At 32.0% G+C, this 12,596-nt stretch carries 17 protein-coding genes; all 17 read left to right on the forward strand.

Annotated elements, in window-relative coordinates:
- Positions 1-180: 180 nt before the first annotated feature.
- The 17 genes from ACAN_RS09585 to ACAN_RS09665 all read left to right on the forward strand — a co-directional run bounded on the left by ACAN_RS09585 (position 181) and on the right by ACAN_RS09665 (position 12,596).
- Positions 181-1,002: an XkdF-like putative serine protease domain-containing protein gene (locus ACAN_RS09585; RefSeq protein WP_099334380.1), complete on the forward strand. Its 822-nt coding sequence runs from the start codon at positions 181-183 to the stop codon at positions 1,000-1,002.
- On the forward strand, positions 1,002-2,162 hold the full coding sequence (locus tag ACAN_RS09590; protein ID WP_099334381.1) for an Ig-like domain-containing protein: 1,161 nt from the start codon (positions 1,002-1,004) through the stop codon (positions 2,160-2,162). Before ACAN_RS09585 ends, ACAN_RS09590 begins: the two co-directional genes overlap by 1 nt.
- Before the next feature lie 10 nt (positions 2,163-2,172).
- Positions 2,173-2,514, forward strand: coding sequence for a hypothetical protein (locus tag ACAN_RS09595; RefSeq protein WP_099334382.1), 342 nt, complete (start codon positions 2,173-2,175; stop codon positions 2,512-2,514).
- Positions 2,505-2,822 (forward strand): hypothetical protein, encoded by a 318-nt coding sequence (locus ACAN_RS09600; protein ID WP_099334383.1) that lies wholly within the window; start codon positions 2,505-2,507, stop codon positions 2,820-2,822. The genes ACAN_RS09595 and ACAN_RS09600 overlap by 10 nt, the downstream gene beginning before the upstream one ends.
- Positions 2,822-3,223: a hypothetical protein gene (locus ACAN_RS09605; RefSeq protein WP_099334384.1), complete on the forward strand. Its 402-nt coding sequence runs from the start codon at positions 2,822-2,824 to the stop codon at positions 3,221-3,223. The genes ACAN_RS09600 and ACAN_RS09605 overlap by 1 nt, the downstream gene beginning before the upstream one ends.
- On the forward strand, positions 3,220-3,471 hold the full coding sequence (locus ACAN_RS09610) for a hypothetical protein (protein ID WP_099334385.1): 252 nt from the start codon (positions 3,220-3,222) through the stop codon (positions 3,469-3,471). Before ACAN_RS09605 ends, ACAN_RS09610 begins: the two co-directional genes overlap by 4 nt.
- Positions 3,472-3,540: 69 nt before the next feature.
- Positions 3,541-3,834, forward strand: a complete 294-nt coding sequence (locus ACAN_RS09615) for a hypothetical protein (protein ID WP_147525217.1) — start codon at positions 3,541-3,543, stop codon at positions 3,832-3,834.
- Positions 3,831-4,529 (forward strand): phage baseplate assembly protein V, encoded by a 699-nt coding sequence (locus tag ACAN_RS09620; RefSeq protein ID WP_099334387.1) that lies wholly within the window; start codon positions 3,831-3,833, stop codon positions 4,527-4,529. Before ACAN_RS09615 ends, ACAN_RS09620 begins: the two co-directional genes overlap by 4 nt.
- Positions 4,530-4,877, forward strand: a complete 348-nt coding sequence (locus tag ACAN_RS09625) for a baseplate assembly protein (RefSeq protein ID WP_099334388.1) — start codon at positions 4,530-4,532, stop codon at positions 4,875-4,877.
- A complete protein-coding gene (locus tag ACAN_RS09630; RefSeq protein WP_099334389.1) occupies positions 4,877-5,980 on the forward strand; it encodes a baseplate J/gp47 family protein in 1,104 nt (367 codons plus the stop codon). The genes ACAN_RS09625 and ACAN_RS09630 overlap by 1 nt, the downstream gene beginning before the upstream one ends.
- On the forward strand, positions 5,973-6,602 hold the full coding sequence (locus tag ACAN_RS09635) for a phage tail protein I (RefSeq protein WP_099334390.1): 630 nt from the start codon (positions 5,973-5,975) through the stop codon (positions 6,600-6,602). The genes ACAN_RS09630 and ACAN_RS09635 overlap by 8 nt, the downstream gene beginning before the upstream one ends.
- A complete protein-coding gene (locus tag ACAN_RS09640; RefSeq protein ID WP_099334391.1) occupies positions 6,602-7,816 on the forward strand; it encodes a phage tail protein in 1,215 nt (404 codons plus the stop codon). Before ACAN_RS09635 ends, ACAN_RS09640 begins: the two co-directional genes overlap by 1 nt.
- Before the next feature lie 11 nt (positions 7,817-7,827).
- A complete protein-coding gene (locus ACAN_RS09645) occupies positions 7,828-8,424 on the forward strand; it encodes a hypothetical protein (RefSeq protein ID WP_099334392.1) in 597 nt (198 codons plus the stop codon).
- Between the two features lie 27 nt (positions 8,425-8,451).
- The gene (locus tag ACAN_RS09650) at positions 8,452-9,630 is read left to right on the forward strand and encodes a phage tail sheath protein (RefSeq protein WP_099334393.1); all 1,179 of its coding nucleotides are present in this window, start codon (positions 8,452-8,454) and stop codon (positions 9,628-9,630) included.
- Positions 9,631-9,651: 21 nt separating this feature from the next.
- Positions 9,652-10,140 (forward strand): phage major tail tube protein, encoded by a 489-nt coding sequence (locus tag ACAN_RS09655; protein ID WP_099334394.1) that lies wholly within the window; start codon positions 9,652-9,654, stop codon positions 10,138-10,140.
- Between the two features lie 10 nt (positions 10,141-10,150).
- The gene (locus ACAN_RS09660; protein ID WP_099334395.1) at positions 10,151-10,441 is read left to right on the forward strand and encodes a phage tail assembly protein; all 291 of its coding nucleotides are present in this window, start codon (positions 10,151-10,153) and stop codon (positions 10,439-10,441) included.
- Positions 10,442-10,583: 142 nt separating this feature from the next.
- Positions 10,584-12,596, forward strand: a complete 2,013-nt coding sequence (locus ACAN_RS09665; protein WP_099334396.1) for a phage tail tape measure protein — start codon at positions 10,584-10,586, stop codon at positions 12,594-12,596.

Here is a 12,596-nt window from a genome sequence, read left to right on the forward strand (position 1 = left end):
CTACAACTTATACAACATATACAATAAGCCCTATTTAAGGGAATTGTTTGTTGTTATCAAATGAGGAGCATTGTAATACATATAAATTTCAAAAGCTATCCATATGTGCATATATAGAGTGATTTTGATTTCAAAAACTCCTAAAATGCTTGTCATCGAAAACATATCAAAGGAGACAGGGTGCCAAAGTTGTTAAAGAACATTAAAATCACTCATATCTCTTTGGTAAAAAGTGGAGCTAATCAAAAAGAGATTATTTATAAATCTAGTGATAAAGAACCACTTTATGCCAAACAGATTCAAATTAAAAAAAGTGATGAAGAGCTAGGTGTAGTATATGGGATTGTATATGCTCCAGCTTCAGTTGATACTGATGGGGATTATACTAATGCTGATGAAATTTTAAAAGCTGCTTATGACTTTATGAAAAATAAAAACACAGGTAATGTGGATAAAGACCATACCTTTGAGATTGAAAAGGCTTATGTAGCTGAAAGTTGGATTCTAAAAGAGAATGATGCAATTTTCCCTGATGAACCTATTGGTTCTTGGGCAGTTGCAATTAAGCTTGAAGATGAAGAACTTAAAAAAGCAGTAAAAGATGGAGATATTGCTGGTATCTCTATGGCTGGAACTGCAACAAAAGAAGATGATGAAACTGTATCAAAAGCAGATGATAAAAATATTTCTTTAAATGACTTAATTGATGCAATGAAAAAAGCTTTTGGATATGTAGGTTTTAATCTAAATGCTGGTTATGACAAACAAATTGACAAATCTAAAAAAGAAGGAGATGATGAAATGACACCAGAGCAAATAGCAACTGTTGTAAAAGACGCTGTTGAGCCACTGACAAAACAAGTAGGTGAGTTACAAACGCAAGTTCAAACATTACAAAAAAGTGATAATGAAACAAAAGAAACTCTAAAAAAAAGTAAGCAAAATGATGCCCCTCAAGGTCAACAAATTGAAAAAGAAGATGAATTAGAAGGGATTTTATAATGAGTGGAATTATGAGGCTGAACAACATTGCTAAGAGTGGTGCTCTTGGTGCAACAGATGCTAGGTTATCAGGAAGTTTAACACCAAAACAAGGAAGAATTTTTGTAAAAGCAATTATTGCTTCTCATGATTTACTTGGAAAAGTTACAACTGATATTACTGGTAAGTTGACTAAAGAACGAGATGGGTGGGATACTGCAAAAGGTATTTTAACGAGACACAAGTCAGGACTTAAAGCACCAGATGCGAACCTAAAAAAGCTTGGAAAAATTGGTTGTAAACTTGATATGACTAATGGTGTTGAGCTTAATGCAAAGATTCTTGATGAAGCTTTAGAAGACAATCAAGATAATCCAAATTTTGAAAAAGAGCAATTTGCAGCTTTCAACACTATCTTCTCAAATGATTTACAGTATTTAGGAATTATTGGTATTGCAGATAGTGATGATCATGAAGCAGACTTTAACAAATTAGCTAAAGGTTGGTTTCAAATTGCTAGAGATAGTAAAAATGTAAATAAACCTACATCTTCAAATGATTCTATTTTAATGAGACTTAAACATCTTGTTAAAAATGCACATGATGATGTTAAAGGTATGGCATCTATTTTAATGAGTGCTTCAGACTACATGGATTATCAGTTTGAAATTGCAGAGAAATATAAAGACCTTGCAACTCTTTTAAGTGCTGATAAAAAAACATTTATGCAAATGCCAATTGAAGTAAGTGCAGATATTGAAAATGGTGAGTATTTATTAACTCCACTTAAAAATATGATTTTTGGTATTTCTTCAAGAGTTAAAAGAAGTAGATGGTATGACGATGATGAATCAGCATTAAAATACAAGTTTGTTGTATTCCCTGATTATGAATTTGATGTGCACAAATATGTTACTTACATGACAATTGTTCCTTTATCTATTACTGGATTAAATGCTTCAGTTGCAGTTGGTGGTACAACTCAAAAAACTATTCAAAGTGCAGCTGGTACTGGAGTTGAAGGAGTGTCAGTGGTATCTAATGATACTGATATTGCAACAGTTACATATGCAAGTGCTACAGGGGTTATTTCAATTAAGGGTGTTGCAGCAGGAACTACAACTGTAACTGTTAATGATGGCACTTCAACAAAAACAATTGAAGTGACAGTTACAGCATAGAGGTGCAGTCATGAGTGAGCCTGTAAATATTGATGACTTAAAAGGATTATTTCCTTTAAGTATGTCTAAGGATGAAGTAAAACCACATTTAAATAGATCTATTTGGGATTACTCTCATGTAGAGTTTGAAGATGACCTTCAAAAAGTAGAGGTTATTGGTTCTAAGACTTTGTATTACTTGGCTCCACTTCTTTGGATTGAGATGCAAGATAGAGTTAACGAGTATGAAGAGTCATTGCAAACATTTAAAGATGTAAAGACTTTTCAATCTTATTGGTTAGATCGTGCAAACTCTGCTTTGAATAAAACAAACAATGATGAAACAGACGAGGTATCGTACTTATGTATTTAAATGAAACTGAAGCTAAAGAGGCAATTGAAACTTTAATAGAAAAACATGCTGGAACTGACTTTGAGGTAGTAACATTACGAAGAAAGCCTAAAGATTTAGTTTATAAATACGTTTTTTTTGGTTTAAAAGTTGCTCCTAAAAATAGTGAAGCTTTTTTTAATGATTTAATGATAGCTACGATTGATACAGGTTTGGAAGTTATTGAAAGTGAAATTGTAGAAGAGAACAAAAAGACAAAAGACATCTTTTTGATTAGAGCTGAAGTGGAAGTTGTAAAAATTGAAGAACAAGACAAAAAGGTATTGTAATGGAAAAATTACCTTTTTATGCCCCAAAACAATGGTGGGAAAATAGAGACAAAGCAATTAAAGAAGATTGTAATGGCTGTGGAAGTGAACTTGATCTAAGTGGAAAGCTAGTGCCTAATACTCTATATGGTTTAGATATTAGCAAAGAGTGTTGTTGCCCGCATGACTGGGGTTATAAGTATGGAAAAACATGCTTGGACAAAATGTTTACTGATGTGATGTTTTTATACAACATGACAGCAAAGATTATTAATACTGGTGGATGGCTAGTTATTCCAAGGCTTTTAAGAGCTACGAAGTATTTTATTGCTGTTGTAAAGTATGGTGATAAATCTTTTGCTGATGGTAAAGAGTTTATTTCAAGGGAAAAAGAAATTACTTTTAAAGGAGAATTTCGATGAAAAGATTATTAATCTTATTTGCTGGTTTATTGGCTATTGGTTTGTTTGCTGGATGTGAGAGTATTAAAAATCTTACTCCTGAACAAAAAGAAAAGATTGTTGAGACTGGATACAAAATTGGTAAAAAAGGTGTTCAAAACCTTGTCTCTGAAGAAAAAAGAGAGAAGTATCACACAAAAGAGTTTGATAAGGCAGTAACAACAGGCTATGACATCTATAAAGATGTAAAGAATAAAGAAAAAAAGTAAATTGTTCTATAAGTGTACGAAACAAGATGTTTTCATGCACTTATAGGTTTTAAAGGTAGAGGTATTGTAATGGAAGTTAAATTCGTATTTGAAGCATGGCAATTAATATTGGCTTTAGTGTCTATTGTATCTGCATTCGCAGTTAATACTTATATGACTAAACAGAACAATGCCAAAACCAAACAACATGAAAGCAAATTATCAGACTTACAAGACAAGTGTAATGAGATGATGAAAGAGACAGAAGCCAGAAAAACATTTGTTACTAGAGAGTTGTTTTTTACTGAAATAAAACACTTAAACAAAGATGTAAAAGAGGTAAAAGAGACTACTAATAAAATCTTGGAGTGTGTACAAAAATGATTTCACTATCAGAGCTAAAAAGACGATTAGAAAATATTATTCAAATTGGCAGCGTTCATGAAGCAAAAATTGCTGACGGATATCACTCAGCTAGAGTTATCTTAGATGATGATGGAATTAATAAAAGAGTAAGTCCATTTTTACCAGTTAAAAGTTTTGCAAATTCTTTTGGAAGAGTTTTCTTTCCAGTTCGTTCAGGAGAACAGGTCATAGTAATAAGTCCATTTGGCAATGTCACTGGTGGATTTATTATTAGATCTATCTTTCATAATAAGTGTAAGGTTCCAAACGGAGCTAATGAACACACAACAGTAGTTGAGTTTGAAGATGGAACTAGAATGTTTTATGATTCAAAAGCTTCAAAGTTAGAAGTAGATGCAGTAAAGACTATAAATATCTTTTGTGTAGATGCAAATGTAGAAGCTTCAAAAAAAGTTTATGTAAAAGCACCAGATACAGTTATTGAGAGTAAAACTTTAGTGAAAGGTACTCTAACTGTAGAGGGTTTAACTTCTTTACTTGGAGGTATGAAAGTGATTCCATCTGATGATGTAACTATTGGTGCTGAGTTTGATTGTGAGATTAAAACCACAAAAGATATTAATGCAGATGGAGATATCAGTTCTAAAGGGAATATTTCTGATAAGAAAGGGTCTCTAACTGACCATACAAACAATGGATATTCGAGGGATTAGATGAAAACAATTAAAGTTATATCAAATGTTGCAACATCTGTTTTTGGTGTATCTATGGAAAAGAGTTTTACTCGAATGACTACTACTCCATTAAAAAGTAGAACTTTAAGACCTACTTTTGGAAGTAGAATGCATGAGCTTATTGATAAGGTAATGGATGAAAAGTGGCGATTGTTATTTAGAAAGTACTTGTTTGAGTGCTTTTTTGATGAGAATAATGAGCCATGGGATAAAAGATTTAAAGCAAAGAGTGTTGAGATAATAAGTGTTGATGCATTAACTGGAAGCGTAAAAGCAAGTATAAAATTTGAAGAGTTTGAAATAGAGACTCAAATGGGAGGATTTTAATGAATAGTCTAAAAGAGATGATTAATAAATTACCTGATCTTAAAATCTTTGTTGAACAAAGTGCAGAATCTATATTGAGTGAACTCAAAGATGAATTTTCAAGCAGACATCCTGAAGTGAACTTAATTGAATCTGATTCTATTTTAATGCAGCTTGAGAATCTTGCATATAGAAAAGCTTTTCATAATGTGGCATTAAATAACAAGATTAAACTTATGCTTCCTCACTATTGTCAAGATGAGGATTTAGACAATTTTATTTTTGGTTTTTATGGGGGAGAATTAAGACATCTTGGAGAAGAACCAACGGATAATTACGAGTTTAAATTAGAAGAGACTTTAAGTAATGCAATCACAGTTCCTAAAGGATTTATTCTAAGTGACAAAGGAACAGTGCAATCATATTTAATGGAAAATGTTGTGATTGAAGCTGGACAATTAAGTGCTCAAGGAAAAGTAAAGCTTGACGTAAAAACTAAACAGAGTGATATTAAAACTGAGACACCTATATCTACTTTTCCTCATGTGATTACAGTTAAAGCTCTTGGAGAATTTAAAGGTGGAAGTAATCCTGAAACTGATGAAGAGTTTTTTGAAAGGGCCATTTTAAGTCTAAATAAATATTCAACAGCTGGAGGGAAAAAAGCATATGAGTATTTTTGTAAGTTGGCAGATGAAAGAGTGTTTGATGTGAAAGTTGACTCACCATCTCCACTAAAAATAGACTTATATATTTTAAGCTCTGATGAGGATGTAATTGATGATGTAATTGCAAATGTTGAAGCTGTACAGGGTAATGATAGGGTTCAAGCTTTTTGTGATGTAGTAACAGTAAAAAAAGCTACTAAAAAAGAGGTGGTATTAACTCCGAAAGTTCACTTACTTGATCTATTACAAACAAATCAAGTAAATAAAGACATCTTAGAGAATTTTGATAGTAAGTTTAAAATAGGACAAACACTACCTTACTCAAAAGCTATCAAAGCTTTAGAAGTAGCAAATGTATATGAAGTTGAACTTGAAAATGTTGACTTAAGTGTACAACCAAATGAATACTTGAGTATTACACTTAATCCAACTTTTGTAAAGGCTTCTTATGAGTGATTTTAAATCAATTTTACCTCCTAATGAAGATGCCATTGAGAGAACTATTGAGGAGTTAGGAGCAAGTATATTTAATTTTGAAGAGCTTGAGAAAGTTACACTTGATCCAATGAAGTGTGATGCTTCGTTACTTCCTCATTTAGCTTTGGATTTAGATGTAAGTATTTTAGGATTAGATGAAGATGAAGCTAGAGCATATTTAGTTAATGCAAGAGAGATTAAAAGACTTACAGGAAGTGTATGGGCTGTTAATAAAGCTGCATCTTCAGTTTTTGGAGAAAACATTAATGTTAAACCATGGAATCAAGTTGGAACAGTTCCTGGTACTTTTAAAATTGAAGTAGATGTAACAGAGCAAAAAAGTGTTACTGAAGAAAATCTAAATAAAACAATTAGATTAATTGATGCAGCTAAACCTGAGAGTAGACACTTGGCTGGAATAACAGTAAATATGAAAAATAATGGTGCATATAAAACAAGTTGCTTTACTACATCTAGTGAGGTTGGATTTTTATATCCAAAACCATTAGAAGATATAAACTCAAGTTTAAAACACAATGTAGCAACTACAGTTTATATGATAGAAAAAACAGTAATTAAACCTCAAGGAGTAGTCTTATAATGGAATATTTTACACTATTAACTCAAAAAGGAAGTGAGAAAGTAGCAGCAGCAACAGCTGCTAATACAACGGTAAATTTAACTTATATCGCTTTAGGTGATGGGAATGGAACAGTTCCTATGCCAGATGCATCTAAAGAAGCTTTAGTAAATGAAGTGTATAGAGCACCTTTAAATGAGCTAAGAGTAGATGAAAATAATGCTAACTGGCTAGTAGCTGAAGGCTATGTTCCAAGTGATGAAGGAAATTTTTGGGTTAGAGAAGTTGGTATTTTTGATAGTGATGGAGATTTGATAATCATAGGAAACTATCCAGAGACTTTTAAACCTATTACTTCAAATGGAGTTGCAAAAGATTTATATATGAAAGTGATAACTGAAGTATCAAGTGCTGATGCAGTTACTTTGCAAGTAGACCCATCTGTTGTAATGGCAAGTCAAGATTATGTGAATGAGAGATTAAAAGATAAATCTGATAAGGACCATAATCATGATGAGAAATATGCTTTAAAGACTCTTTTCCCTTTAGAATCAACAGATAATGCAATTGCAAGGTTTGATAGAACAAGTGGAAAACTTAAAAATAGTAAAGTTTTAATTGATGATAACGGTAATATTAAACAAGGGTTACAAAATAATAATATAAATACTGTTTCAATGGTTGGGCTAAGTTTACCTTGTGGAAATTTATTTGCAAGGGTTAATGGTAGTGGTTTAGGTATCTCTGATAATGTGAAAATTAATGGAGATGTCAATTCAGGAGCAATGAAATCTTGTTCTTATTCTTTCTCATCTTATGCAACAGCATATCAACAATCTGCTGGTAAACATGTTTGGTTCTCAGCTCCATATGGTTCAAAAGATAGTGTAATTTCTTTTAATAAAAGTATGGAACTTTCAAATACTGGTGTTTTATCAACTCTTTCGCAAGGGGAATTAATTGGAATTGTAGCTAGTAGTTTAGTTGAAAATGGTGGATATATAAAATATTCTAATGGATTTATTGAACAATGGGGTTTTGTAGAAGATACATGGACAGACAAAACTTTTCCTATTGCTTTTCCTAATAAATGTTTTAACGTTATAGGAGTGGATAAAGATTTTGGTGGTGGAATTACAACTGCAGAAATTCTATCAGCTTCGCAATTTAGATTAAAATCAGGAACTGGTGCATCTAGTGGTCAATTTATTTTTTATAGAGCAATCGGAAACTAAGGGGTGATAATATGAAATATGTACATATTGATAAAAATGGAAAAATATTAGGTTTGTATGATAAAGAAATACATTGTTTTATACCACGACAACTTGATGAGAAAGGTAAATTAATTAAAGAATCTTATTACGATTTATCAAAAGTTCCGACACCTAAAATAGAAGTGAAAGAGAAGGAATATGAAGAAATTATAAAACATAATTTAAATGCTTATGATACTGCTTCAAAAAAATTCATTAAAAATGATTTTAGAACTCAAGAAGAGATAGATAAAGAAAGACAGATACAAGCAAAAATCCAAAAAGAAGAAGAGTTAAAATCATTAACTATTGATATAAACACAGTTTTATACGATGCTAATCAGGAAGCTTTGGGAAACTTTGCAACTGTAATATCTATTGCAAATGCAACTTTTAATAAGGCTATTTCAATAGGTATTGATGGGACTGTTATGAGTTTAGAAGATGCATATAACTATGTGTATAAAGAACAAACTGTCAATTGGAAAGGTGCTGATAATAAATGGCACACGGTACAAATTGAAAGTATTGTTCAAACTGCACAAGATGCAATGACTAAAAAAGCTGAAATATTAGCTAAGTATTAGCTAAATATTAAATAAAAGGAGATAACGATGGCAAATAATAGAGGAATCGTAACAGAGCGTTCAAGTGATAGTGCAAGACCTATAAAAGTCAATTCTACACTACCAATTGCATTAGTTGTAACATCAAATATTGCAGCTGGTATTTATGGATTTGATAGTCCTGAAGATGCAATTAAAGATGATGTAATCAAAACCCATACTACTGGAAATATGATGAAATATCTAAAGCTTGGAGTTGATGAATTTCCTGTGACTGTACCAACTATTATAGTTGTATGTAATGAAGGTGCAGATGATGCAGAAACAAAGTCAAATATTATTGCTGGAGTTAATTCTATTAAGAAAGCAGCTTCAACAATAAATCTTGCAAGTTCTAAAGGAAGTGTGATTGGATACAACCCTGACATTATTACTGTTGCAGATCATGCAATTGGTGATATGGATGTAGCTAATACAATGATTAATGTATGTAAAACAATTAAAGCTCGTACATTTATTGATTTAGATGCAGACTCAAATGGTGATGCAATTTCACAAAGAGATTTATTTGGAAGTGATAGAGTTACTCTTGCTAAAACATCACTTGGTAAATGGAATACAGAAACTGATAGTACAGATTACTATGATAGTGGTGTGGTATTAGCTTGGCTTAGAGCTTATTGTGATGGTAATGTTGAAGGTGATGATGAAATTGGTTGGTCGAAATCTATTTCAAATAAGGTTTTACCATTTAGCTCAATCAAAGAGCCTTCTGATTTTATGGCTGGTGTACAAGATGAAACAGATCCCTTAAGTGAAGCTCAAATTATGAGTTTCATTACTTATATGGGTATTAGAACATGGAACTATCAAACAACAGATGCAGACCCTATTTGGCAAGATGCAAGAAGAGTAAGAATTGTTGATTTAGCAGCAGCAGCTGTTTTAAAAGGAATTTTCTTTGCGGTTGATAAACCTATCTTAAAACTAAGAGCAGCTAAAACATCTCTTAGAGAATTTATGAAAACACTTGTTGGACAAAATGTGATGTTGGCTCATGAAGTTAAACTTGATATGAAAAGAACTACACCTTCAGAAATTACTGCTGGTAGATTCTATTTTATTATTGACTTTCAAGAGATGCCTGTTGCAGTTAGAATTTGTGTAACGTTTAATCAGACAGATAGATTTGCACCAATTGCATATGAAATTTTGAATGCAGCATAATAAATTGTAAAGGATAAAGTGATGAAACATAATAGTGCTATTACAGGTGTAAATGTAATTTTTGAAGGTGTTGGAAATATCGGTTCTTGTGAGTTTAAACAAGCTGATGTTTCTTTTCTGGAATTAGATCAAGAAACTGGAGTAGGAAAGAGAAGTGTTACTACCCCGTTATTTGAAAGTTTAGATGTAGAGTATAAATTTAAATCTATTCCAGCAAATATCTATAAAGAGATGGCTAAGTTAGATCAAGCAAAAGTTATTGCTAAGAGAACTATGAAAACAGGATCTAATGATGATGTTGAAGAGTGGCAGTGTAGAGGTGGTATGTCAATTAAATATGGTAATTCTAAAGCTGGTGAGTTCTTGGATGTAACTGTTACTCAAAAAGGTTTAAGTGCATATTTTCATGAATTAAATGATGAAGTAATCACAGATATTGATCATGATAAAGGTATTGGTGAGCATGGTGGGATTGACCACGCTAAACACATGAGACAATCATTACAGTAAGGAAAAAAAGATGAGTAAAACAGTTAAATTAAAAGCAAAATTAGAAGATGTAATCATTGAGCTTGAGGGTGAGCTTAATGTTGGTGGTAAACCAGTATCAAAAATCATTATGAGACAACCATTAATCAGAGATATTAAATTGGTTGATCATATTGAAGATGAGATTGAAAACAATGCAACATTAATTGCAAACCTTACAGGTCATACAGTTGAAGAAATCGAATCTTTACCAATTCATATTTTTGAGGGGTTAGTTGAGGGTTTGCAAAGTTTCCAATCTTCGAAAGAAGTGATGTCTTAGAACATATGGCCTTTATAGGTCATGTGTGTCATTTTTCCATAGAAGATATGGAAAATCTAAAGGTCTCAGAGTTTGAGTTTCTTGTAGATCAAGCTAATGATCTATTTAAAAGATTAAATCCACAAGAATAAAGGAGGATATTTTGAAAACAATTGGTTTAGGAATCGTTATTCAAGGTGCAATATCTTCCTCTTTTAGTTCCTCTATTAAAAAAACAAACTTTGGTTTAGTAGGTATTGATAAAAGTATCAAACGTATGAATAAAACTAAGTTTGAGATGAAAGAATTTCAAAAACTATCAAAAGATACAACTAAAAATAAAGATAAATTAAATGGTCTATCAAGATCACTTAAAAGAGCTGGTATTGATACACGTAACTTAAATCAAGACAGTAAGCTGTTAAGACTGAGTCTTGTGAACTTAAAAAAGGCTTCTAAAATTGATATTAAAATCAAAGGAGCAAAAGAACAATTCAACCAAGAAAAAGCTCACATACTTGGAATTGGTGCTGCTATTTATGGATTGAAAAAGACTTCAGATGTAGCAAGTGATGTCTTAAAAGCTCAAGGTGAGATTAGATCACTTGATATTAGTAAAAGAGGTATTGATGATATAACTAAAGCTGGTCATAGGATGAGTTTGCAGTTTGGACAAATAACTGCACCTCAATTTATTAGAGCCAGTTATGATATTAAAAGTGGTATTGCATCATTAAGTGAAAAAGGTGTAAGAGACTTTACTAAAATGGCAGCAACCACAGCAGTTGCAACAAAAGCTCAAATTGCAGATATGACAAAACTTTATGCTTTAGGTTATGGAATCTTTAGAAAAGACTATAGTTCTGATATGAACTTTGGTAAAAGTTTTAGTGGAGCAATAGCAGCTTCAGTTCAAGCTTTTAGAACTGATGGAGCAGATTTAGCAGCTGGTATCTCAAATGTTGGTGCTAGTGCAAAAGCTATGGGCGTATCATTAGAGGAAGAGTTAGCCATTATTGGTCTTTCTAAAAGTGCTTTTGATAGTGCAAGTGAAGCTGGTAGTGGATATAGAGGTTTTTTAAGTGGTGTTGGTAAAGCTCAAAAGAAATTAGGATTAGAGTTTACTGATAGTCATGGAAAGATGCTACCAATGGTTGAAATTCTTGGAAAAATTAAAGATAAGTATAGTGATTTAGATTTAGCTGAGAATGATGAGTTAAAAGAGGCTTTTGGAAGTGAAGAGGCTATTAAAACTATATCTGCATTATTGCCTAAAATGAATGAACTTGAACGTGCTCAAAAAAATATCTCAAAAGCAATGGAAGGTGGACTAGTAAAGTCTGAAAAAATGGCTTTAGCTATGGATAGTGGTTATGGCTGGGAGAAAATGAGCAATGCTGTGTCATATGCAAGTTTTACTTTTGGAAAAGTTTTAACTCCAGTAGTAAATTTTGCAGCAACTGCTTTAGGTGGATTTGCAAAAAGCATAGCTTGGGTAGATGAAAGAGTATCTTGGTTTATACCTCTTGTAAGCGGAGTGACTTTTGGAATTATTGGGTTATATACAGTAATAAAAGTGGCCACTTTAACTAAGCTTGGATTTGCATTAGCAACCAATACTGTAAGAAAAGCAATGTTTTTAGGAATGGCTCAAAACTATATGAGTGCAACTTCTTTAAATGCATTGAATTTAAGAATGAAAGCTTACTCTTTGTGGACAACTGCAGTTACTGCTAAACAGTGGCTTTTTAATGTTGCACTTAATGCTAATCCTATTGGATTAATTATTACAGGAGTTGCTGCATTGATTGGTCTTGGAGTTATTTTATATAAAAAGTTTGAGCCTGTAAGAAATCTGTTTAATGGATTATATGAAGGTGGAAAAAAACTACTTAGTTTTATAGGTTTTGGTGGAGATGATGAAGAGAGTAATACTCTTAAGAAAAATGATAATGCTAAAAAGTTAGCAGCAACAGCAATTACAACAACTGCATTAGCTACTAATCCAATTAAAACTGGAGAAGTAAAACCTCAAGCAGCTGTAACTCAACATAATGCATATACTTTAAAAGTAGATGCATCAAATGCAAGTAATAATGTTGATGTCACAAGAGCTGTTGAAGAAGCTATTGAAAATGCAGAGCGAAGAAAAAGAAATAGAAGTTTTGAGGATTAA

Origin of the sequence: Malaciobacter canalis, assembly GCF_008000835.1 — a bacterium.
Taxonomy (GTDB): domain Bacteria; phylum Campylobacterota; class Campylobacteria; order Campylobacterales; family Arcobacteraceae; genus Malaciobacter; species Malaciobacter canalis.